Origin of the sequence: Paenibacillus sp. PCH8 (genome assembly GCF_002968835.1) — a bacterium.
Lineage (GTDB): Bacteria > Bacillota > Bacilli > Paenibacillales > Paenibacillaceae > Paenibacillus.
Window position 1 is genome coordinate 492,883 of sequence record NZ_PKQK01000004.1, and the last position, 23,478, is coordinate 516,360.

The 23,478-nt window shown below is 45.6% G+C and carries 15 protein-coding genes and 4 pseudogenes; 16 read left to right on the top strand and 3 right to left on the bottom strand.

The features are described from left to right. Nucleotides 1-189: 189 nt before the first annotated feature. The 6 genes and pseudogenes from C0Q44_RS23760 (at nucleotide 190) to C0Q44_RS23785 (ending at nucleotide 9,000) form a co-directional block, all read left to right on the top strand. Nucleotides 190-1,556, top strand: a pseudogene (locus C0Q44_RS23760) (cytochrome ubiquinol oxidase subunit I). Then, nucleotides 1,553-2,566: a cytochrome d ubiquinol oxidase subunit II gene (locus C0Q44_RS23765; protein ID WP_181151150.1), complete on the top strand. Its 1,014-nt coding sequence runs from the start codon at nucleotides 1,553-1,555 to the stop codon at nucleotides 2,564-2,566. The pseudogene C0Q44_RS23760 and the gene C0Q44_RS23765 overlap by 4 nt, the downstream one beginning before the upstream one ends. A gap of 67 nt (nucleotides 2,567-2,633) precedes the next feature. After that, nucleotides 2,634-4,447, top strand: a pseudogene (gene cydD / locus C0Q44_RS23770) (thiol reductant ABC exporter subunit CydD). Continuing rightward, nucleotides 4,444-6,174 carry a thiol reductant ABC exporter subunit CydC gene (cydC, locus tag C0Q44_RS23775; protein WP_105409682.1) on the top strand — a complete coding sequence of 577 codons (1,731 nt, stop codon included), beginning with the start codon at nucleotides 4,444-4,446 and terminating at the stop codon, nucleotides 6,172-6,174. The pseudogene cydD and the gene cydC overlap by 4 nt, the downstream one beginning before the upstream one ends. A 188-nt stretch (nucleotides 6,175-6,362) precedes the next feature. After that, nucleotides 6,363-7,496 carry a serine hydrolase domain-containing protein gene (locus tag C0Q44_RS23780; protein ID WP_105409683.1) on the top strand — a complete coding sequence of 378 codons (1,134 nt, stop codon included), beginning with the start codon at nucleotides 6,363-6,365 and terminating at the stop codon, nucleotides 7,494-7,496. A 361-nt stretch (nucleotides 7,497-7,857) separates the two neighbouring features. Beyond that, nucleotides 7,858-9,000, top strand: a complete 1,143-nt coding sequence (locus C0Q44_RS23785; RefSeq protein ID WP_105409684.1) for a DUF4309 domain-containing protein — start codon at nucleotides 7,858-7,860, stop codon at nucleotides 8,998-9,000. 113 nt (nucleotides 9,001-9,113) lie between these two features. Here C0Q44_RS23785 and C0Q44_RS23790 read toward each other — a convergent pair whose 3' ends face one another. Both C0Q44_RS23790 and C0Q44_RS23795 read right to left on the bottom strand, forming a co-directional pair. Next, nucleotides 9,114-10,070: a DMT family transporter gene (locus C0Q44_RS23790; RefSeq protein WP_258166522.1), complete on the bottom strand. Its 957-nt coding sequence runs from the start codon at nucleotides 10,068-10,070 to the stop codon at nucleotides 9,114-9,116. A gap of 168 nt (nucleotides 10,071-10,238) precedes the next feature. Beyond that, complete coding sequence (locus C0Q44_RS23795; RefSeq protein WP_105409685.1) at nucleotides 10,239-11,252, bottom strand: alpha/beta fold hydrolase; 1,014 nt, start codon at nucleotides 11,250-11,252, stop codon at nucleotides 10,239-10,241. Nucleotides 11,253-11,357: 105 nt separating this feature from the next. On the opposite strand from C0Q44_RS23795, the gene C0Q44_RS23800 reads away from it, so the two are divergent. The 10 genes and pseudogenes from C0Q44_RS23800 (at nucleotide 11,358) to C0Q44_RS23845 (ending at nucleotide 21,711) form a co-directional block, all read left to right on the top strand. After that, a complete protein-coding gene (locus C0Q44_RS23800; protein WP_308737460.1) occupies nucleotides 11,358-12,287 on the top strand; it encodes a LysR family transcriptional regulator in 930 nt (309 codons plus the stop codon). A gap of 265 nt (nucleotides 12,288-12,552) precedes the next feature. Next, entirely contained in the window at nucleotides 12,553-13,542 is a 990-nt protein-coding gene (locus C0Q44_RS23805; RefSeq protein WP_105409687.1) for a LacI family DNA-binding transcriptional regulator, read from the top strand. Then, a complete protein-coding gene (gene rbsK, locus C0Q44_RS23810; protein ID WP_105409688.1) occupies nucleotides 13,535-14,413 on the top strand; it encodes a ribokinase in 879 nt (292 codons plus the stop codon). Before C0Q44_RS23805 ends, rbsK begins: the two co-directional genes overlap by 8 nt. Next, entirely contained in the window at nucleotides 14,413-14,814 is a 402-nt protein-coding gene (gene rbsD / locus C0Q44_RS23815) for a D-ribose pyranase (protein WP_105409689.1), read from the top strand. The genes rbsK and rbsD overlap by 1 nt, the downstream gene beginning before the upstream one ends. A gap of 14 nt (nucleotides 14,815-14,828) precedes the next feature. Continuing rightward, nucleotides 14,829-16,309, top strand: a pseudogene (locus C0Q44_RS23820) (sugar ABC transporter ATP-binding protein). 1 nt (nucleotide 16,310) lies between these two features. Beyond that, nucleotides 16,311-17,282: an ABC transporter permease subunit gene (locus C0Q44_RS23825; protein WP_105409690.1), complete on the top strand. Its 972-nt coding sequence runs from the start codon at nucleotides 16,311-16,313 to the stop codon at nucleotides 17,280-17,282. Nucleotides 17,283-17,296: 14 nt separating this feature from the next. Then, a pseudogene (gene rbsB / locus C0Q44_RS23830) lies at nucleotides 17,297-18,228 on the top strand (ribose ABC transporter substrate-binding protein RbsB). Nucleotides 18,229-18,471: 243 nt separating this feature from the next. Next, nucleotides 18,472-19,215, top strand: coding sequence for a YggS family pyridoxal phosphate-dependent enzyme (locus C0Q44_RS23835; RefSeq protein ID WP_105409691.1), 744 nt, complete (start codon nucleotides 18,472-18,474; stop codon nucleotides 19,213-19,215). Between the two features lie 20 nt (nucleotides 19,216-19,235). Continuing rightward, nucleotides 19,236-20,441 carry a benzoate/H(+) symporter BenE family transporter gene (locus C0Q44_RS23840; RefSeq protein WP_105409692.1) on the top strand — a complete coding sequence of 402 codons (1,206 nt, stop codon included), beginning with the start codon at nucleotides 19,236-19,238 and terminating at the stop codon, nucleotides 20,439-20,441. Nucleotides 20,442-20,466: 25 nt separating this feature from the next. Continuing rightward, nucleotides 20,467-21,711: a serine hydroxymethyltransferase gene (locus C0Q44_RS23845; RefSeq protein ID WP_105409693.1), complete on the top strand. Its 1,245-nt coding sequence runs from the start codon at nucleotides 20,467-20,469 to the stop codon at nucleotides 21,709-21,711. A 57-nt stretch (nucleotides 21,712-21,768) separates the two neighbouring features. Here C0Q44_RS23845 and pdxR read toward each other — a convergent pair whose 3' ends face one another. Next, nucleotides 21,769-23,205, bottom strand: a complete 1,437-nt coding sequence (gene pdxR / locus C0Q44_RS23850) for a MocR-like pyridoxine biosynthesis transcription factor PdxR (protein ID WP_105409694.1) — start codon at nucleotides 23,203-23,205, stop codon at nucleotides 21,769-21,771. Nucleotides 23,206-23,478: the final 273 nt, after the last annotated feature.

The following is a 23,478-nucleotide window of genomic DNA, read 5'->3' on the forward strand; positions in this document are numbered from 1 at the left end:
TACTTTGTGAAATTTTTCTCTTTCGAAAACAAAGAAAGCTTCTACTATAAACAGAACATATAACTGGGGAGTTGAGCCTTCTAAACGCGCCTTGAGTGAGATCTACTAGTTGGCAAACCATGATACGAAGCCCGAAGTATCAGAGAATTTACGAAAATGAAAACGGCAATTGAAAGGAGAGAGTGAATGATGGTAGTTGATACGGTGTTGTGGAGTAAGCTCGTGACAGGCATGACGCTGGCGTTCCACGTTATATTTGCCACGATTGGCGTCGGCATACCATTAATGATTGCGATTGCAGAGTTCATTGGGATTCGCAAGAACGATCCCCATTACACATTGATGGCGAAGAGGTGGTCAAGAGGGTTTGTCATTTCTGTGGCAGTTGGAGTTGTGACAGGTACGGCGATTTCACTGCAGTTGGCCCTGGTGTGGCCGAATTTTATGAAACTGGCTGGGAATGTCATTGCACTCCCTCTATTTATGGAAGTGTTCGCATTCTTTTTTGAAGCCATTTTCCTGGGCATTTATTTGTACACATGGGATCGGTTCAAAAATCCATACATCCACTGGCTTCTAACGATTCCCATTGTCGCAGGGCAGGCATGTCTGCCGTATTTATTACGACGGTGAACGGATTCATGAACCAGCCTGGAGGTTTTGTCATGGAAGCAGGCCAATTCACGGCAGTTGATCCGGTGCAAGCGATGCTGAATACGGCGACATTCTCCAAGGTGTTTCATGTATTAAGTTCGGCCTATCTGACTGGAGCAGCCCTGTTAGCCGGCATTGCGGCATTTGCAATGCTGAGAAAGGGTGTGTCCGCATACCACAAAAAAGCTTTAAATCTTATGATGGCAGTTGTTCTGATCTTCGGATTGCTCAACACGTTAGCTGGAGATATATCCGCCAAGTTTTTGGCTGAGCATCAGCCGGAGAAACTTGCGGCAGCAGAGTGGCATTTTGAGACTGAACGTAGCGCGGATTTGATTTTGCTCGGATGGCTTAATGCGGAGCATGAAATTATAGGGGCTCTTCATGTACCGAAACTGCTTAGCTTCCTAGCCTTCGGTGACTTCGATGCAGAGGTGACAGGACTGGAAGAGTTCCCCGAGAATGAATGGCCGCCGCTGCTTGTCCACTATCTGTTTGATTTCATGGCCGGAATCGGATTTGCTCTGGTCGCCATTTCGCTCCTGTATTTCTTGTTAGTGTTCTGGAAAAGGCGAAATGAATTGAACAAATGGATGCTTGGCATCATTGCACTAAGTGCGCCACTTGCTTTTCTTGGTGTTGAACTGGGCTGGTTCTATGCAGAGATTGGCCGGCAGCCGTGGATTATCCGAGGATATATGCGTGTAGAGGAAGCGGCAACGTCATCACCGAATATCAGGATTTTATTTTTCTTCTTCTTACTCCTGTACATTGTACTAGGCATCATGTGTGTTGTTGTACTGAGACGCTTGTTCAATAATAATCCAGCAGAAGCCGAGATGGAGAAATGGTTAAAGGAGAAGCACAATCAATCTACGGAAAAGGGTGAGTCTTCATCATGAGTTACGAGCTGATTGGCATCTCGGTGCTCTGGTTGTTCTTGTACGGTTATCTAATTATAGCCTCCATTGATTTCGGAGCGGGTTTCTTCGCCTTTTATGCACGCCTGACGAAGCAGGATCACTTGATTAATCGTCTGATTTCCCGTTATTTATCACCCGTATGGGAGATCACGAATGTATTTTTTGTCTTTTTCTACATTGGCATTGTCGGATTTTTCCCGGATACGGCCTATTATTATGGCTCCGCATTGCTTGTTCCGGGAAGCATAGCCGTTATTTTACTTGCTATTCGGGGATCGTTCTATGCCTTTGAAAATTATGGTTCCAAAAACAACATCGTATTTCTATTTTTATACGGGGCTACCGGGTTGCTTATTCCAGCTTCATTATCCGTCGCGCTGACGTTATCTGAGGGTGGATTTATTCTGAAACAAGGGGATACCGTCTCTTTGGATTACTGGATGCTGCTCACGAATCCGTTATCATGGAGCATCGTTGGATTGGCAATCGTATCCGTGTTGTTCATTAGCGGCACTTTTCTGACATTTTACGCTTCACGGGCAGAGGACCATTCCGCGCTGAAGCTTATGCGGAACTATGCCTTGTTCTGGAGCACACCGACGATTATTCTCGCGCTGACATCCTTTATTTATTTGGGTCAACACAACGAGCGACATTTTCAAAATATGATGGATTTATGGTGGCTGCTTGCACTTTCTGTTGCTTTCTTCATGATTGCCATGTGGCTGCTATATACGGGACGCCGCTATGGACTAGCGTTTATAAGTATCATGCTACAATTTTTCTGTGCTTTTTTTGCTTACGGGATTGGGCAATACCCTTATATCCTGGACCCATACATCACCATTCAGAGCAGCGCTACCTCGCCAGCGATGGGATTTGCGTTAGTTGTGGTGTTTATCGGTGGACTATGTCTGTTGATCCCTTCTCTAATCCTAGTCTTCAAACTGTTCCTGTTTGATGCCGATTATGTAAAGGGAAAAAAATAGAGCGAATGTATCCATGAGTCGTGTGAGGGTCAACTTCACACGACTGTATATAAAGGAGGAGAATTCTGTGAAGAGGAGATCCGGTCTGATCTCTCAGCAAATGTCTGCGCAACGAAGAAATATGCTTCTCCTTGCGCTACTTTCACTGGCCCTCGGTGCGGCTATTATAAGCCAGGCCGCATTGCTTGCTGAAGCAGTTCAGCGGATTTTTGTGGAGAGAGCTTCCTTTTCAGCAGTGATCATGTTACTCGTTATACTGCTCACTGTTATGGGAGTTCGTACGTTGTTGTCATATGGAAACGGAAAAGTTGGATTGCGTATGGCTGCCCAAGCCAAGACGAATATGCGAAGAGCTGTGCTTACAGATCTGACTCATGCTTCCATGCCATCTACCCTTCGTGGACAGACAGGAGGAAAGGTCAGTATTGCTATGGATGCTGTAGATGAGGCTGACAGTTATTTCAGTCAGTACATGCCACGTATGATGGAAGCGGCTATGATCCCGATCTTGATTCTGGTCATTACGTTTACTCAGCATGCCAATACGGGTTTCATTATGTTGTTTACGGCTCCATTTATCCCGTTATTTATGATTCTGGTCGGACTGAAAACAAAAAATAAATCAGAAGAAAAATATGCACAACTCGCCGAGTTTTCCGGTACGTTTCTGGATTCGCTTCAAGGGCTGGTTACGTTGAAAATATTCGGACGGGCTAACCGTCAGGAGAAGGAAATTGAACGCAGTAGCCTGGGTTACCGAGATGCCACGATGGGTATTTTAAAGATTGCATTTACGAACACCTTCATGCTGGAATCGATTGTAATGCTAAGTATCGGCATCGTTGCTCTTGAACTGGCGATCCAATTACTGGTGTTCAAATCGATGACATTTCACACTGCTTTTCTCGTTCTGCTGCTCGTTCCCGAGTTCTACAGCCTGTTAAAGAATACGGGAACCGCTTTTCACAGTGGACGGACAAGTATGGGGGCCATTCGTAAAGTAGAACTTATGCTTGAGGCAACAGCAGGGGTGAGCGAGGAACTGGACGGGAAGGATGTCGTTGGCAGATCCGATGAAACCGAAGAGGCAGCGACACAAGCACAAGGCTTACAGGTGGCTCGTACGGATATGCTTCCCATGCCACCGACTATCAAACTGGACCCTATTCGTTTTGCGTATACATCTGATTCATTTGAGCTTGAGACAGGCCCGATCACGGTTAAACCGGGGAACACATCGCTATTGTTGGCCAAAGTGGTTCCGGCAAAACAACATTGTTGCATCTGCTTTCGGGGTTGTTGAAACCGACTGCTGGAGAGGTACTGGTGAATGGAAGCCCACTCTCGCAGTACGATGAGTCCGCATGGTTCAAGCAGATTAGCTACATTACGCAGCATCCGTATATTTTTGCAGGTACCGTTAGTGAGAATATTGCGATAGGTGCTGGTCGAGACGTATCCAGAGCTGATATTGAACAGGCCGCGGAAAAGGCTGGACTTGCTTCCGTGGTTGCGCAGTTAGAGCAAGGGTTGGACACCATGGTTGGTGAAGGAGGCAGAGGACTGTCTGGTGGGGAGAAGCAGCGGCTTGCCTTGGCACGTGCTTTTTTGAAGCAACCTGTCATTATTTTGTTTGACGAACCGACAGTTGGACTGGATTTGCACACCGAGCGGGTGCTGCAACATTCGATCGCCACCTTGGCAAAGTCAGCAACGATGATCACGGTAGCCCACCGGTTATATACGATTCAACGTGCCGATAACATTTTGTACATGGATCATGGCGTGTTATTGGATTCAGGACGTCATGATGAACTTCTGGAGCGCTTGCCACAATACGCCGAGATGGTAGATATTCAACGAAAAGGAGGGCTCTCATGAAAGAGCTAGCTATTCTGTCCCGAGCGATGATTCAGGAGCGCAAAGATATTATTCTATCGATCATGGGCGGATTCATCGCCGGCATTGCAGGTGTGGCCCTCTTCTCCGCGAGCGGGTATGTGATATCCCAAACGGTATTTGCACCACCACTGTACACATTAATTGTACTCACCTCACTGGTGAAGTTGCTTGGGCTGCTGCGAGCAGCCAGTCGTTATGGCGAACGCTTATATTCACACCGGGCGACGTTCTCTATGCTTAGCAGACTGCGTACATCTTTTTTTGCCAAGCTAATTCCTTTAACGCCCGGGATATTGAACAAAAATCGCAGCGGTGATCTGCTTGCGCGAATCGTTGGCGATGTGGAAAGTTTGCAACATTATTTTTTGCGGGTTGCTTATCCACCAGTCATGGTCGTCATGGTCTTTTTGAGTACAGTGTTGTTTACTTCTGCCTTTTCTCTCTGGATCGCGTGCTTGTTTGTACTGGGCATGCTGGCAACCACATTGGTTGTGCCTGGAATGGTATTGATTGGGCAGCGAAAGATACACGGACGTGTTCGTCAGCAACGAGCGATGTTATCCACGGAGGTAACCGAAGTGCTGTATGGGTTCCGGGATTTGAAAGTATATGGGCAGTTGGAACAAAGGGAGCAGCAGCTTCAGCAGGCTTCCGCTTCCTTGTCAGCCGAGCAGCAACGAGCCGCTGGACACTTGTTGCGTGGACAATCCATGCACGCCTTTGTAACGTTTCTCATTTCGTGGGGAGTGTTAGTGCTTGGAGCTTATTTAATTATGGATGGTGCTCTTGCGGGTGTATATCTTGCCATGCTAGTCATGGCATCACTAACGGTATTCGAAGAAGCGGCAGCAATGGCTACATTACCGGCATACAAGCAGGATAGCGAGCATGCCGCTAAACGATTGACCGAAACGGTCCAGACCTCCAATGTGCAATCCGTGCAACCCAATGGTGTGTTGTCACCAGATCATGCCGTTTCGATGGAGTTATCCAATGTTACTTTTCAATATGAAGGGGAGGGTAGACCTGCGCTACGGGATATGTCTCTGCATATTACACCAGGCTCCAAAACGGCGATTGTCGGGCCGAGCGGGTCAGGAAAGTCAACGATTATCGAATTGTTACTCAAGCTGCGTCCACCAACTTCGGGGGATATACGATTAAACGATGTTTCGGTGAAAGAACTGGATGAACATAGCATTTGGCAAACAACGAATGTGGTACTGCAACAAAGTCATTTCTTCCGGGGAACAGTTCGGGACAATCTGTTACTGAACGACGAAGAGCATACGGACGAACATTTGAAGGATATACTGGCTAAAGTACAACTGCCGAATGTATCATTGAATGATATGGTATATGAAAAAGGGGAGAATCTGTCGGACGGCGAGAAGCAGCGGTTGGCTCTAGCGCGGGCTATGCTCCGCAAAGGACGATTATGGCTTCTGGACGAACCTACGTCTTCAATGGATTACGTGACAGAGCAACGTGTACTGAAGCATCTCTATGCACAGGCAGCCGAAGATACACTTTTACTGATATGTCATCGGCTAATGGGGTTGGAAGAGATGGATCGCATTATGGTGATGGATCAAGGAAGGGTAGTGGAAGAAGGTTCTTATACGGAGTTAATGGAACAAAAAGGATATTTTTATGAGATGAAGAACATTGAGCAACAAATGATTGGAGAAGCAGGGGCTTATTAGATTAAAGAAATAACCAGCATATTCACTATTAATATAGGGTCAGCCAGAAACTTCGGGTTGGCTTTTTTGGTATAGTTGGTGGTCAACAGATACGAAAGGTCGTATATTAATAGTATGTGAATGATGGGAGTGTACATGGACCACATCGCAAATGGATACATGATTCTACATAGAAGGACGGGAAGAACATGGACTTTAAACCGCTTGCTTCATTTATTGACCGTATTACATCTTGGCGCATTCCATGGGCTGAGGTGCTCGTGATGCATCGAAATGATACCGTTTTCCATTATCGTAACGGGTACGCCAACCTCGAAGAGAAAACGCCCATCAATGACGGGGCCATATTCAATCTATACTCCATGACCAAAATTATGACTTGTGTGGCTGGGCTTCAGCTAGTGGAGAGAGGGGCCATGTTGTTAAATGATCCGCTGTCCGATTATCTGCCAGAGTATGCTGAGATGCTGGTAAAGAAAACAATGGCGAATGGGGATGTCAGACTTGAAAAAGCGATTCGCCCCATTACGGTACGTGACTTGTTTACGATGACTGCTGGTTTTTCCTATGACGTGGGTTCACCCTCTATACAGGAAGCTGTGAAGAACACCAACGGGACATTGCCGACACGTGATTTTGCGAAAGCGCTTGCCAAGGAACCGCTTCTGTTTGAGCCAGGTACACATTGGAACTACAGCATGTGCCACGATGTGCTGGGTGCCTTGGTGAAAGTGGTCAGTGGCAGAAGCTTTGGTACGTACCTTCAGGATGAAATTACCGGTCCACTTGGCATGAACGATACGGCATTCGATCTGAACGATGAGCAGCAGGCACGTCTGATCCCGCAGTATGCGTACAATGATGAACTTGAGAAGGCTGTGCGTATGGACGGAAATGGTTTCCGTGTCGGTACCTCACTGGAGAGCGGTGGAGCTGGACTGCTGTCTACGGTGAGTGATTATGCACTGTTCCTGAATGCACTCACGGGACGTGGGACGAGTCCAGCAGGCGTACGTATTCTGTCACAAGCTTCTGTGGAACTGATGCGAACGGATCACCTGAACGAGATGACCCGCAGTGATTACTCATGGGATCATATGTATGGGTACGGTTATGGGCTGGGTGTCCGTACGCACATCTCCAAAGCAGGAAGTGGATCGTTAAGCCCACTTGGTGAATTTGGCTGGAGTGGCGCTGCTGGTTGTATGGCCATTATAGATCCGGATTCAGAGTTGACGGTAATGTATGGGCAGCACCTGCTGAATAGTCAGGAGCCTTACGTTCAGCGACGTTTACGTAATGTGGTGTATTCCTGCCTGTAATTTCATACCTTTAGTATCATATCAGATCCATGTGAAGCCGCTAATCTAGCGGCTTTTTTTGCTTTGAAGACTAAACGGGCAACACGTCCTAATGTTTTTTCGCTTCCAAGGGGAAATTTTCTAGATCCAAGGTTACAAGCGATTTGAACCAGTTTGATCTAGATCTAGCCTTGATTGAAGCAGCTAAAGGTATTATGAAATGGATTCATTTATTTCTTTATTAAATAGGTTGTGTTATTATTTATTAGGAAAATAGTACCAGTGGAAGGGGGATATAGAGAAGTTGGAAGTCTCATATACATAGTTGGATCAAAATTCAAATCTAACAAGTCTTTATTTTTTACTCAAAGGAGAATCAACGATGATACACCCCAAGCACAATGCAAAATGGGCTTCTCTGGCCTTATTGACCCTAATCGGGTATGTTCTTAGCGTATTTCTACTTTTACCGGCCAATGTCGCTGCCAAAGGAGAGCAAATCTCAGCCAAACAACTGGAAAGTATGAGTCGACTTTCATTTACGCTTCGCGATGCCAAGCAAACTGCTTACAACGTTTACATCTTCGCTTATGATGAACAGAAGAGCACGTTGTCCGAACCGAATGATTGGACCAATAATAAAAAAGGTGATAAGAGCCATTCGGGCACGTATCGTGCGGCATTGCTGAAAAAAGGTGCAGCATATGGAACCGTTCAGGCAGCCAAGCTAGATCTGAGTACAATTATTTTGCCACAAACTTGGAATTTCGTAGTGAAGAGTAAAGAGGCTGGAACACCGGACATGTTAATGATTACAGAGAAGCAAACATCCAATTATAATGAGGCCAAAACATTTATTGTTCGTTCTGGAGAGTTGCACCGCGTAATGTATGTCGATAACAATGGCAAAAAAATAGATGACTCTTATTCTGCAATCGTGAATGATGGAATTCGTACTCTCTCAGGTTCCAGAGTGCAGTTCAAAAATTTTAACAATGTTTATTCCGTCTATGAATTTAGTACGTTTAAGCTAAATGTAAACAAAGCGCAAATGCGAATGGAAGACACACGCAATCTCCGCTCAAAAACTTGGCCGAACTCGGGTGGTGGTGATCGCGCTTACCTGAAAAGTTTGAAGGAATCTGCTTCCAAGGGCTTGTTACCAGGGCGGACGGACATCAAGATCGGCATGACGCTCCAATCTGTGCAGAAGAAGCTGGGGAAACCCCAATCTCGCTCGAACGAGGAAGGGACTGCGTACTATTATTATTCCAAATATGGCATCGGCTTCGATTCTTACATGCACGAACTTAATAACAAATCTCGTATTGCCGCTATCCAGCTGTATAACGAGCAGCAGTATCTCTCACCATGGAATGTGAAAATTTGGATGGGGAAACCTTCTTCCGAATACTATAATGAGCTCATAGGTGGGTATGAAATGGTATACAAGTTAGGTAAACATTCTATTGTGTTTAATTATGAGGAAGATGACGACTTGATTGACTTCACGAATATATATTAATCTACATCATCGCAAGATTCGAGATTGGATCGTATGTACAACAAAAGCCGCTATTCAGCGGCTTTTTTGTGTTATCCATTCTTTTTGATGAACCTTTCTACGCAGTTAGAACTTTACGAAGAACGTACTCGATTGACCAAGTAGATGCCAACGGACACGAACAGCAATGCGGCCAGATTTTTCAGTTCCAGAATCGTTTCTCCCAGAAATAATGCGGATAACAATGCGCCAAAAATAGGGATGAGGAAGTTATATACAGATACTTTTCCAACCTTGTTGTATTTAAGTAGGGTGTTCCACAAAGAAAACGCCACCGATGAAAGCAAAGCCAAGTAGATTAAGTTACTGGTGGACTCCAGAGTGAAATGGGTGACACGACCGCCGAGCAGTAGACCTAGCGTGGTGAGTACCAGTCCACCGATGAACAGGCTGACTCCGGTGATAACGATAACGTCGATCGAGGCGGTTAGACGTTTGGCATAAATGGCCGTAATTGAGAACACGAGTGCAGCTATAACGACAAAGCCTTCACCTGTCAAGGAAAAGGAGAATGCCAGCAGATCCGTATGGAAGTTCACGATGATTACGCCCACGAATCCAAGTAAACAGCCAATGATTTTATTTCTGCTTAATTTATCGTTTTTATAGATATAATGGGCCAGAACGACACTGAAAAAGGTCGTTGTTGCGTTCATAATCGAACCTTTGACACCTGTCGTATTGGCTACGCCCACGTAGAAAAACATGTATTGCACCCCCGTTTGCAATACACCAAGCATGGTCAGGCTAGTCCATTGCGTTCTGGACAATTCAAGCTTACGTTTTCTTACGATACGAAATAGGAACAGGAGCAGCAATCCCGCTAATGTGAATCGATATCCAGCAAATACGTATTTGGATGCAATGTCTTCGGGCAGGATGTTAAATGCAATATATCCAAGCTTGATAGACGGATAAGCACTTCCCCATAAAAGGCAACAGAGACCTGCCACGAGCATTACAAAAACGGGATCACTAAATTTACTTCGTTTCTCCAATCCATGATTCTCTAATGCAGACTTCTCTAACACGTTCAATCTTCTCCTCACAATTCATGCAAATGATATATGTAATGATCTACTATCTTCATAGACCATATCACATATCGCCAGAGCTTGTATCAAAAATTAATACAGGCAGCGAACCAAGATCCCTCATACTGGACGACCCACTGCCAGTCTGGACATGAACCGGTTTCGTTATCCTAACTCCAAAAATCGCTTTAAATGACGATCAATAACGAGTGAATCCGTTTCGTTAGCTCCAATTCCAAAGCAGTGTCCCCACTTCGATTCTATGGGGCGATATACAGCATTCGGCATATGTTGAACGTCATACGCGCTGTCTTCCGGAGTGAAAAATAGATCACTTGACCCTGGCATAACGAGTGCAGGAGAGGAGATTTTACTTAGCGCCTGTTCGAAGTTGCAGCAGTCCACGGGATTATCGCTAATGTCTCCATGTATCCCTGTACGTAACATAGCAATCAAGTCATTCGCTTCAAAGGACATAAACACCTGATCCCAGTATTCTTCTACATATTGTTTCAATGAATCATATCCCTCGGATTGATACAATTTCTCCAAGTAGTACGATTGTGAAAAGCCCCAAGGGGCATAGGCTCTACCCATCGCTGCGAGACCGTCAACAGGTTGATGCTTGTAATGTCCCCTGTCCCATGTTGAATCCGCTTGTAATGCTGCGATCATGCTCTGGAATACCAGTTGTGCGAGTGGCCTGGTTCTCGCTGTTCCGCCAAATGGAGCAATACGTTCGACCATTTCAGGATAACTCGTTCCCCATTGAAAAACTTGCATTGCTCCCAAAGACCAACCCACGACGAGCTTGATGATGCGGATACCGAACTTTTGAGTAATGAGTTGATGTTGCAAACGGACATTGTCATACATGGAAATGAGAGGGAAATTCGACTTATCAAAAGGTGCTGGAGTGTTACTGGGGGATGATGATAATCCGTTACCCAACATATTAGGCACAATGATAAAATATCGATTCGGGTCGAGCGCCTTGTTCTCTCCGATTAACCATTCATTATCTGTGTGAAGACCAGCAAACCAAGTCGGATATACAATAACATTGTTTTTAGCAGCATTTAAGGTTCCATAGGTTTTGTAAGCAATATGTGCTTGAGGGAGTAGGTGACCCGATTGAAGCACTACATCTCCAAGGGGATAAGTTTCATAATCGTTCATTAATGGATGCTCCTTCTTAATAAAAGTAGTAATAACTTGTTTTCACTCTACAATACGTATATCATCAAATCAATGAAACGTTTTTGAACATAACATTCATTTTATTTGAACGAAGAAGGTGCTGGAGTAATGGAAATACGCCAACTAAAAACATTTTGGACGCTTGCGTCTACCTGCAGTTTTAGTCGAACTGCTGAACTTTTGAGCTACGTACCCTCTACCATAACCATGCAAATGAAGTCTCTGGAAGAAGAGTTGGGCGTGAAATTGCTGGATCGCTTAGGCAAGACTGTCATGTTAACAGATGCCGGGCAACAATTCTTGCCGTATGCTACTAAAATCTTGAATGATGTAGAAGAAGCGAAGTACGTAACTAGTCAGCACGGAGAAGCGACAGGAACGGTTACGATCGGAGCAGATGAAGTTCTCTGTGCTTACTTTCTTCCCAGCTTGTTTAAACGTTTCCGTGAAGACTTTCCTGGTGTTCGTCTTTTGTTTCGTCCCTTGTCCGGGCAAGAGCTTAGATATAGCCTAAGAGAAGGGCTTACAGATGTGATATTTGTATTGGATGATTTCGTTGAATCTAAAGATCTTCATTCAGAATTTTTGAAAAATGAGCATTTTCGAATGGTCGCTTCTCCAGATCATCTGTTAGCCACTCATTCCTCATTGGTCATTGATGACTTCCACAAGCAGCATTTTTTGTTGACCGAAAAAAACTGTTCTTATCGGACTTATTTTCACCAGTCCTTATTAAACAAAGGCGCCGATGCTCTGACAGAGCTGGAGTTTCATAGTGTTGAAGCGATTAAACAATGTGCTATGGCTGGTCTTGGAATTGCGCTATTGCCTGAAATGGCTTTGCAGGAAGAATTGAGAGAGGGCAAACTAATGGTTTTACCTTGGGATTTGTCGGGTGTATCCTTTTCGGCACAAATGCTCTGGCATCGGGAGAAATGGATTTCTCCATCCATAGCGGCCTTCATTCAAATAGCTAAGAGTGAGTTGAAAACAGAAGAAGTATCTCGCACATAAGAGGAGCAATCCATACGGCATCATTCATTAAGATCACATTGCAATGTCAGCGGGTACACCGGAACGGTCATTACTCTAAGGGGGATGGCCTTTTCGTCTCGTGCATGTTTAGACGTTAGAATAGCGGTTATACCTGTGATACAAGGGTGGTTCAGATTCCTTTCTACTGGTTAGAATAAATTTCCAGCCTTAATAAGCTTGTCAAACTAAAAAAAATGTGATAATTTAATGTCTGTAACCGGTTACACATAGAGGAGATCAGTTTATGACAACCATTAAAGACGTAGCTCAACTGGCAGGCGTATCTGTAGCCACCGTATCAAGAGTCATTAATGACAGAGGTTATGTTCATGCGGATACACGTAAAAAAGTGGAAGATGCTGTGAAGGCGCTTAACTTTTCGCCGAATGAAGTAGCCCGCTCATTATACAAGCGCAAGTCCAAACTGATTGGCCTGTTGTTGCCGGATATTACTAACCCTTACTTTCCGCAGCTCGCTCGCGGTGTAGAGGACCGGATGCAAGAACAGGATTATAGACTGATATTTGGAAATAGTGATGAGAATGAACGGAAGGAGCAGGATTACATCCAGACGTTTATCCAGAATAACGTGGTTGGTGTGATCTCTTCAACGAACTACCCTCATTCTTCAATATACGAAAATCTGAAGATACCTGTGGTGTTTCTGGACAGAACTTCACTAGATCGTCCTTCCGTGTATGCGGATGGCAGGGAAGGTGGAAGACTAGCTGGGCAGGAAATTATTAATCGGGGTAGCCGCCGAATCACAGTTATGCAAGGACCGTCACATATTAGGCCCGCTCAGGATCGTTTCGAAGGAGCAATAGAAAGTATCCGCGATGCAGGGCTTGACTACAGTGTCATCCAGACGACCTCATTTTCATTTAACGAGGCAGGTTTATGTGCTGAAGAGTTATTCAGGAAATATCCTGACACGGATGGCATCATTGCCAGCAATGATATCGCAGCCATGGCGGTATTGCATGAGGCATCACGAATCGGTAGAAAAGTTCCTGATGATGTACAAGTCATCGGCTTCGATGATATTCCTATGAGTAGCCTGCTATCTCCGGGGTTATCCACCATCCATCAGCCGGCATATGAGATGGGAAGGGAAGCAGCAGGATTACTTATCGGGCTTGTGGAACAGGCTCCTATCGAGAACAAAATCATACAGCTGCCCGTCAGATTTGTTGAACGGGGCACAACAAGAAAGGTGAGATCAGATGGCTAAAATATGCGTAATCGGAAGTAGTTCGATGGATCTGGTAGTTACTTCTTCAAGACGGCCGGGAGCGGGCGAAACCGTTCTTGGCGAAAGCTTCAAAACCGTTCCGGGTGGCAAGGGAGCCAATCAAGCTGTTGCCGCCGCACGATTGGGGGCCGAAGTTGTGATGATCGGCCGCGTAGGCGACGATGCATTCGGCGAAGACATTATAGAGAACTTCAGAGCAAATGCTGTAGATACGCAAAATGTGAAACCGGTTACACATCTGGAAAGCGGAACGGCTCATATCATTCTGGCGGAAGGTGATAATAGTATTGTAGTCGTTGAAGCAGCGAACCGTGAAGTCACTCCTGCCTATGTGGATGAAGCAGCTGAGGTGATCCGCAGTGCAGACATCGTCCTGATTCAGCAAGAAATTCCAGAGGAAACCGTAGTGCATGTAAGTGAATTGTGTGCGGAGTTCGGAACACCCCTACTACTTAATCCCGCTCCTGCGCGGACTTTGCCGCAAGAAGTCATCGACCATGCAGCTTATATCACACCGAACGAGCATGAAGCCGAGATTTTATTCCAAGGCATGAGTCCTGCAGAAGCATTGCGTCAATATCCCAATAAGTTGTTCATTACAGAGGGAAGTAAAGGCGTTCGTTATTTTGATGGCACACAGGAAATCGTTGTCCCAACCTATCAGGTAGAGGCTGTAGATACCACAGGAGCAGGGGACACCTTCAACGCCGCATTTGCAGTTGCCTTGGCTGAAGGTAAACCACTGCAAGACAGTATACGCTTCGCGAATCGGGCTGCATCGTTGTCTGTCACCAAGTTTGGAGCGCAAGGCGGAATGCCCATGAGGGATGAAGTGGAGGAGAGTCTGTAATGAAGAGAAATGGCATGCTGAATAGTCACATTTCCAAGATTCTGTCTGATCTGGGCCACACGGATATGATTGCGATTGCGGATGCAGGTCTACCCGTGCCGGACGGGGTACTCAAAATTGATCTGGCCCTCAAACTGGGATCACCCAGTTTTCGCGAAGTGGTGGAATTGATTGCAGAAGATATGGTCATTGAGCGAGTGATTGTGGCAGAAGAGATTCGGGAAGGCAATCCGGTGACCCTGCAATTCATTACCGAGCAATTCGGAGAAGATGCAATCGATGCTTCGATCAACCACGAGCAATTCAAAGTGTTAACCCGGCAGGTGAAGGTGGTTATCCGAACAGGTGAAGCCACACCATACGCCAATTGCATTTTACAATCGGGAGTCCATTTCGGTTAAAAGGAGGTTATATGATGCACATTCAGATGCAAAATATTCATAAGGCATTCGGCACCAATCAGGTGCTGAGCGGAGTGGATTTCGAACTGAAAGATGGCGAAGTCCATGCCCTGATGGGGAGAACGGAGCCGGCAAATCTACGTTGATGAACATTCTGATTGGTCTCCATCAGCGCGATCAGGGAACCATCATCATAGACGGTGAAGAAAATTATTTTGCAAGCCCGAAGGAAGCAGAGAAGCTGGGTATTACTTTTATCCATCAGGAGCTGAACGTCTGGCCTGAAATGACGGTGTTAGATAATCTTTTCATCGGCAAGGAAGTAACGTCTTCCCTCGGATTGCTTAATACGAAACATATGAAAGCGCTTGCCGAAGAGCAATTCGCCAAATTATCCGTGCAGATTCCACTGGACCGTCCTGCGGGAGAGTGCTCTGTCGGGCAACAACAAATGATTGAAATCGCCAAAGCGCTAATGACGAATGCCAAGGTCATCATTATGGACGAACCAACGGCAGCCCTCACTGAACGTGAAATTCAAAAGTTGTTTGGCGTGATTGCCTCGCTGAAGAAGAACGGTGTGTCCATCGTATATATTTCTCACCGCATGGAGGAGATATTTACGATCTGTGACCGGATTACCATTATGCGCGATGGCAGAACGGTAGATACCAAGGCTATTGCACAGACAAGCTTTGATGAAGTGGTGCGAAAAATGGTGGGTCGGGAACTTACCGAGCGTTATCCCGTTCGAAACCCATCTTATGGAGAAGTGGCTCTGGAAGTTAGGGATGCAAGCATCAAAGGCTTGTTCAATCAAGTAAGCTTCACTGTAAGAGCGGGAGAAATACTCGGTTTCTCAGGTCTTATGGGTTCAGGACGGACAGAGATGATGAGAGCTATCTTTGGTCTGGATGCGCTGGACAGTGGTGAAGTCATTATCCGGGGCAAAAAGGCGAACATTCGTAAACCAGCAGACGCGGTCAAACACGGAATTGGTTTTATTACAGAAGACCGCAAGGATGAGGGCTTGGTGTTGGATTTCTCCATTCGGGAGAATATGGCGCTGCCGAATCTGTTCAGCTTCTCAAGCAAGGGCTTCATCTCGGCTGCCAAAGAACAGGAATTCGTCGATACGCTGATCAAACGTCTGCAGATCAAAACACAATCTTCGGAAACGGCAGCCCGGAATCTGTCCGGGGGTAACCAGCAAAAGGTCGTTATTGCGAAATGGGTAGGGATCGGTCCAAGTGTACTTATTCTGGATGAACCTACACGAGGGGTCGATGTTGGAGCGAAGCGGGAAATCTATCAGCTCATGAATGAACTGACGGACCGCGGCGTTGCCATTATCATGGTATCGTCAGAACTGCCTGAAGTGCTCGGCATGAGCGACCGGATTGTAGTTGTGCATGAAGGACATATCAGTGGTGAGCTTGCAAGAGAAGAAGCAACACAGGAAAATATTATGACATTGGCCACAGGGGGACAGTGATATGACAACTATGCAGGATAACAAAACCGCCAAAAGCGGCTTCCGTTTCTCAACCGTGACACAAAAATTGGGACCGTTACTCGGTCTGATCATTCTTATTCTCATCGTATCCATATTGAATCCAAGCTTCTTGGAACCGCTTAATATCTTGAATCTATTACGTCAAGTTTCGATTAATGCGCTGATTGCCTTCGGTATGACTTTTGTTATTCTGACGGGCGGAATCGATCTGTCGGTTGGCTCAATTCTGGCTTTATCCAGCGCTTTTGTAGCCAATATGATGTTATCTGGTCTAGATCCCATCTTGTCCATCATTATCGGGGTAGCACTCGGTGGGGTTATGGGTATGGTGAACGGACTCATGATTACTAAAGGCAGAATGGCACCATTTATCGCCACACTGGCGACCATGACGATATTCAGGGGATTAACGCTTGTGTACACGAATGGTAATCCAATTACAGGACTCGGAGATAGCCTGCTCTTCCAATTGTTCGGACGGGGTTATCTGCTTGGTATTCCAGTGCCTGCCATCACGATGTTGATTACCTTTGTCATTCTGTGGATCATCCTGCATAAAACAGCTTTTGGCCGCAAAACGTATGCAATCGGTGGAAATGAAAAAGCCTCCATTATTTCGGGTATCAAAGTAAACCGCGTGAAAATCATGATTTACTCCCTGACAGGTATGCTCGCTGCTCTGGCAGGTGCAATTCTGACCTCGCGCTTGAATTCAGCACAACCAACGGCAGGTACATCCTATGAGCTGGATGCGATCGCAGCAGTTGTATTGGGTGGAACAAGCCTTGCTGGAGGACGCGGACGAATCGTCGGTACACTGATCGGTGTTCTGATTATCGGCGTGTTGAATAATGGATTGAACTTGCTACAAGTAAACTCATTTTACCAAATGGTTGTAAAAGGCATCGTAATTGCCATTGCCGTCCTACTGGACCGCAAGAAAACAGCATAAGGAGAGAAGCGAATATGAAAAAGTGGACTTTAACACTCGTAAGTCTGATGATCATCATTGTTCTGGCCGGATGCTCCTTGGAACCACCGGGTTGGGCGAAACCTGATGCCACTGGAAGTAACGGACCTAAGAAAATCGGGCTGTCGATCTCTACACTGAACAATCCATTCTTTGTATCACTGAAGGACGGGGTAGTGGCTGAAGCAAAAAAACAGGGAATACAGGTCATCGTGGTTGATGCGCAGAACGATTCAGCCAAGCAAACCAATGATGTAGATGATCTCATTCAGCAGGGAGTCAATGCACTTCTGATTAACCCAGCGGACTCCGCAGCGATCTCCACGGCGGTTCAATCCGCCAACAGTGTGGGCATTCCCGTAATTACGCTGGATCGTTCGGCAGACAAAGGCGAAGTGGCAGCATTGGTGGCGTCCGATAATGTGAAGGGCGGACGCATGGCAGCGGAATACTTCGTTGAACAACTGGGTGAAGGAGCCAAAGTCATCGAACTTGAGGGTGTGCCGGGCGCTTCCGCAACAAGAGAGCGGGGAAAGGTTTCCATGAAGTGGCTGACGAGAAACTTAACGTGGTTGCCAAACAATCTGCCGATTTCGATCGGTCCAAAGGATTGAATGTAATGGAAAATCTGTTGCAAGGCAATCCTGATGTGCAAGCCGTCTTTGCCCATAATGACGAGATGGCACTCGGTGCGATTGAAGCGATTCAAAGCTCGGGTAAAACTATTCCGGTCATCGGATTCGATGGCAATGATGATGCAATTAAATCCATTCAGGATGGAAAATTGACAGCTACGGTTGCTCAACAGCCTGTACTGATTGGCCAGTTGGCCGTGCAAGCTGCTCTGGATGTACTGGGTGGCAAGCAGGTAGAACAATCGATTCCGGCTGAATTGAAGCTGGTGACCAAGGAAAACGCGAATAATTAAATCGTCAACGAAGCCGCTAACTAGCGGCTTTTTTTCTATTTGGGGCGAAAAGGAAGTGCAACATCAGTCGGTCATGAACTTTCTAATTTCTTTTGGATTGCTCAAAACGTTTGTTTTTGGATATATATTAACAATCCATAGGTTGATATACTGGCATAACGTTCTACACCGTATTCACAAGTACACAAGGAGGGGCGAATATCAATCCTGCATTCCGATGAGGAATAGAAAGAAGGTATGGACATGGAGCATCTGGTTGAAGAAAATCTAAAATCAGTAAGACAGCAAATCGCTCTGGCCTGCCAGGCTTCAGGGCGCAACATCGAGGATGTCAAGCTGTTGCTGGCGACCAAAACGGTACCGCTTGAGAAATTACAAATTGCTATCCAAGCAGGTGAGAAGTTATTCGGAGAAAATAAAGCTCAGGAACTTAGGGACAAATTCCCGCTTATGGAACAATCTCAACAGGTGGAATGGCATTTTATTGGACATCTTCAAACGAATAAAGTGAAGGATGTTGTGAAATATGTGACACTCATCCATTCTGTGGATCGTTTGAAACTAGGGCAGGCTTTACATAACCAGCTTGTCAAAGAAAATAAGACTATGGACATTCTAGTGCAAATTAACACTTCATATGAAGAAAGTAAATTTGGAGCATCTCCAGAAACAGCAGTAGAACTCGTAGAACAGTTGTCGCAATTCGAGACGTTGAATGTAAGAGGGCTAATGACCATTGGTAAACTGAATGCGACGAATGATGAAACAAGGCATTGTTTTCGATTGTTAAACCAGATCCGTAATCAAATAAAAGAGATAAACATGCCACGCGTAGAAATGGATATTCTATCGATGGGCATGTCTGGTGACTTCAAAGTCGCGATTGAAGAAGGAGCTACAATCATTCGTGTCGGGACAAGTGTATTTGGCCCACGTTACTTACCTGATGAATACTACTGGAATGAAAATACACGCATGAATGATTAGGTGAGAGGCAGGTTTTAAAAATGAAGACATTAACCACATCGCTACGTGGCCGCGATTTGATATCGCCAGTCATAGCCGCTTTAATATCCGTTATTGTGAATTACGGAGGTACGTTTATTCTTGTTTTTCAGGCAGCAAAAGTTGCTGGTTTAAGCCCGGAAATGACGGCTTCCTGGATATGGTCCATTTCGATTGGCGTAGGCGTTACGGGCATATGGCTCAGTTATCGATATAAGGAACCGATCATTACAGCGTGGTCTACACCGGGCGTGGCTTTCCTCGTATCTGCACTAGCGGTAACCCCTTACCCGGAAGCTATTGGAGCTTATATGATTTCAGCCGTCGGATTTATTATTTTGGGCATGTCAGGCATGTTTGAACGCTTCGTTCGACTTATTCCCCCAGGCATCGCTTCTGGATTGTTAGCAGGTATTCTACTACAGTTTGGTATCTCGGCCTTTGCAGGCGCGAAGGTTGACCCTTTGCTTGTGATTGTACTATTTGCAGCCTATATCGTGCTACGACGGTTTACTTCCCGTTACGCTATTGTTGGCATATTGACAATCGGGTTGATCTATTTAATTTTCATGGGCAAAACAAACTTCAGCACGATCCAATTGGCGATCGCTTCACCGGTATTTATTGTTCCGGAGTTTTCGTTACATGCTGTACTTGGCGTTGCGTTGCCGCTATTCATTATTACGTTAACGGGACAGTATATGCCCGGAATGCTTGTGTTGCGTAATGACGGATTCAAGACGAGTGCTAATCCCATTCTGGCTGTAACAGGTCTGGGTTCACTTCTTGCCGCTCCATTCGGCTCACATGCATTTAACGTGGCCGCCATTACAGCAGCGATATGTACAGGGAAAGATGCGCATGAAGATCCAACTAAACGGTATATCGCTGGTATTGCTTGCGGCGTCTTTTATATTTTTGTCGGTATTTTTGGCGTAACCTTGGCTGCTCTGTTTCTGATTCTACCTGCTACCTTTATTGCCACATTAGCGGGTCTGGCTTTACTTGGAACCATTGGTGGCAGTCTTGCGAACGCATTAACGGACCCTAAGGGACGTGAAACTGCACTAATTACGTTTTTGGCAACAGCAGCGAATGTGACTTTGCTCGGTGTCGGTGGTGCATTTTGGGGACTGCTTGCAGGAATGATAGCGCATCTGCTGATGAATAGCACATTTCCCCAAAAAAAACGTGCACCCAATGCGTAACTAACATATCGAAAGGAAGATGTTTATGAAATATTTGGAGAAGCAAGATAAATTCGTTGCGGAGGCTACCCGACAAGAGCTTGTAAGGCAGCGGAATACCATAGAACTCATTGCGTCAGAGAATTTTGTGAGTCAAGCTGTGATGGAAGCCACGGGTACGGTATTAACGAATAAATATGCAGAGGGGTATCCGGGAAGAAGATATTATGGCGGATGTGAGCATGTCGATACGGTCGAAGATATTGCCAATCGCCGTCTGAAGGCCCTTTTTGGTGCTGAACATGCGAATGTTCAGCCTCACTCTGGTGCTCAAGCTAACATGGCTGTATATTTTGCCTCGGTTGAGATTGGGGACACGATCCTTGGTATGAACCTATCCCACGGCGGCCATCTAACCCACGGAAGTCTGGTTAATTTTTCTGGCAGATTCTATAACTTTGTTCCATATGGTGTCGATGTACAAACGGGTCGTATTGACTTTGACGAAGTCCGCAAACTTGCTTATAAGTATCGTCCACGCATGATCGTTGCAGGTGGAAGTGCATACCCGCGAACCATTGAATTTGAATTATTTGCCCAAATTGCTGCTGAAGTGGGAGCCCTTTTCTTTGTAGACATGGCGCACATCGCAGGAATTGTCGCAGCAGGATTGCATCCGAACCCCGTGCCGCATGCGCATTTTGTATCCACGACCACACACAAGACATTACGAGGACCACGAGGAGGAGCCATCTTGTGCAAAGAGCCGTGGGCACAGGCGATCGACAAGGCCGTATTCCCGGGAACTCAGGGTGGACCATTCATGCATGTCATCGCGGGAAAAGCCGTCGCATTCGGTGAGGCGTTGCAATCCGATTTTACAGATTATATGGAGAAGGTTCTGAATAACGCCAAAGTCATGGCCGAAACCTTGATCAATGAAGGGCTTACCCTTGTATCAGGAGGAACAGATAATCATTTGATGTTGGTTGATCTACGAAACGTTGGGCTTACAGGCAAAGAAGCACAAGCCATACTTGAAGAAGTAGGAATTACGGCGAATAAAAATACAATCCCTCATGATACGACAAGTCCGTTAGTCACGAGCGGTATTCGATTTGGGACTCCGGCCATGACGTCCAGAGGACTTGGCGCTGGAGAAATGAAAGAAATTGCTCAGCTTATAGGACTTGCTTTTAAAAATCCAAAGAGCTCGAAGGTAAAAAATCATATATTGGGCAGTACCCGCGAAATCACATCGCGATTCCCTCTGTATGAAGAACTTGAATAGTTCCGACAGCAGATTCATAGAGAGTCTGCAATGGCCTTCACAGGTACCATTGCAGGCTCATATTGTGCTTACCGTTCTGGCAAATCGATATATGCCTTCCTCAATCTGATGCTCATCCACTTTCGCAAAACCTAAAATCCATCCTTTTCGATTACTTTCCAGACAATATTTACTAAGCGGGTACACACGAACGCCTTGATCAAGAGCAGCATTCGTCATGGCTTGCTCGTCATATGAAGTTTCAGATTCAAGAAGCATATGCAATCCCGTTTCCACTCCACTTAATGTAAATCGTGAACTTAGCCCGGAAGCAACAATGGCTTTTGTCATGACTTCATGTCTGCGTCGATAGATGTTCCGAACTCTTCTCATGTGACGCATAAAATGACCACGTTCGATAAAATGAGTTAGCGTTAATTGTTCCATAATCGGCAGATGACGATAGGTCAGTTCATGAACTTGGGTGAGCCGGTCGATGGCTATTCGTGGTCCAATGATCGCTGATAATCGAATACCAGGCGCAACCATCTTGGAAAAACTCATCATATAAAGCGTATTCTGAGGTTGCTGACTGAATAGGGTCGGAAGTGGATCTCCACGGTACCTGAATTCACTATCGTAATCATCCTCAATGATCCAATATCGATGATGAGCAGCCATGTGCATTAATTGTTGCCTGCGTGGCTCCGACATAATTACGCCAACGGCACATTGATGAGAAGGCGTGACGAATACGAGCTTCGTTTGAGGGTGAATCCTATCTACACATAATCCATGCTCATCGACCGGAACGGATTCGACCTGCATCCGACGATATTTCATTGTCATCCAAGCGGCAGGGAAACCGGGGTCCTCCACCGAAACTTTATCTCCCTCATTTAAAAGTCCCTGGGCAATTAAATCGATGCTATGTTGTGCGCCCGAAGTTAACAAGATTTGATCCACATCAATATGAATGCCCCGTTCAAGTGACAAATAACGTTGAATCTGCTCTCTTAACGGCAGTAACCCTCTAGCATCGCCGTAAGACCAAATGTCCAGATTGCTTTCAGTGGACGCCTGTAAGAACGATTTTTTCCAGGATTGTGTGAGATTTTCATCAATATAAGGTTCGTGGGGGTTAAAATCAATTTCTACTTTTCGGTTATCATGGTTCCCAAACCAACTATGTAGATGACCAATCGAATCGTTTAATGAGGGCAGCTCGGGAGGAATAGGTCCTTGAATTACGACATCCTCTGAAGAGCGAGGGGCATATGTCCAATCACTAACCCTTGTCCCGCCGCGCCGTGAGGTCACTGTATACCCTCGGCTGAACAATTCCTCGTAGACAATCTGTATGGTCGAACGTGAGACACCAACAAGTTGAGCGAGTTCACGTGATGGAAGTAGCAATTCGCCTGGCGGCCATTTTCCGGTTGAGATATTGTGAACCGCTTGGTCAAGAAGCTGCTGCCAGATGGGACGATGGTCATTTCGATTAACTTTTAGCATGGTATCAACTCCAGTGCTCCTGCTGACATTATGGATTGCTTTTTTTATTATATTTTGAATATTTTCAACACTCCATTGATTGATATACTATCATGACAAAAGTTTGTTTTGCAACATTACAACAAAGTAAAGTTAGATGTAAAAGATGTTTTCCATGCTATACTAACGGCTTTTTGTCTACGGATATTCATTGTATAGGACTGGTTCATTTTCAGTTCATTTTGAAGCAATGATCAGTTCATCTTCATGGATTACACTACGGGAGTACTAATA

Bases quoted from the DNA above. Each gene is read 5' to 3' on its own strand.
- C0Q44_RS23765 (WP_181151150.1), top strand. From the start codon at position 1,553: ATGAGTTACGAGCTGATTGGCATCTCGGTGCTCTGGTTGTTCTTGTAC.
- cydC (WP_105409682.1), top strand. From the start codon at position 4,444: ATGAAAGAGCTAGCTATTCTGTCCCGAGCGATGATTCAGGAGCGCAAA.
- C0Q44_RS23780 (WP_105409683.1), top strand. From the start codon at position 6,363: ATGGACTTTAAACCGCTTGCTTCATTTATTGACCGTATTACATCTTGG.
- C0Q44_RS23785 (WP_105409684.1), top strand. From the start codon at position 7,858: ATGATACACCCCAAGCACAATGCAAAATGGGCTTCTCTGGCCTTATTG.
- C0Q44_RS23795 (WP_105409685.1), bottom strand. From the start codon at position 11,252: ATGAACGATTATGAAACTTATCCCCTTGGAGATGTAGTGCTTCAATCG.
- C0Q44_RS23805 (WP_105409687.1), top strand. From the start codon at position 12,553: ATGACAACCATTAAAGACGTAGCTCAACTGGCAGGCGTATCTGTAGCC.
- rbsK (WP_105409688.1), top strand. From the start codon at position 13,535: ATGGCTAAAATATGCGTAATCGGAAGTAGTTCGATGGATCTGGTAGTT.
- rbsD (WP_105409689.1), top strand. From the start codon at position 14,413: ATGAAGAGAAATGGCATGCTGAATAGTCACATTTCCAAGATTCTGTCT.
- C0Q44_RS23825 (WP_105409690.1), top strand. From the start codon at position 16,311: ATGACAACTATGCAGGATAACAAAACCGCCAAAAGCGGCTTCCGTTTC.
- C0Q44_RS23835 (WP_105409691.1), top strand. From the start codon at position 18,472: ATGGAGCATCTGGTTGAAGAAAATCTAAAATCAGTAAGACAGCAAATC.
- C0Q44_RS23840 (WP_105409692.1), top strand. From the start codon at position 19,236: ATGAAGACATTAACCACATCGCTACGTGGCCGCGATTTGATATCGCCA.
- C0Q44_RS23845 (WP_105409693.1), top strand. From the start codon at position 20,467: ATGAAATATTTGGAGAAGCAAGATAAATTCGTTGCGGAGGCTACCCGA.
- pdxR (WP_105409694.1), bottom strand. From the start codon at position 23,205: ATGCTAAAAGTTAATCGAAATGACCATCGTCCCATCTGGCAGCAGCTT.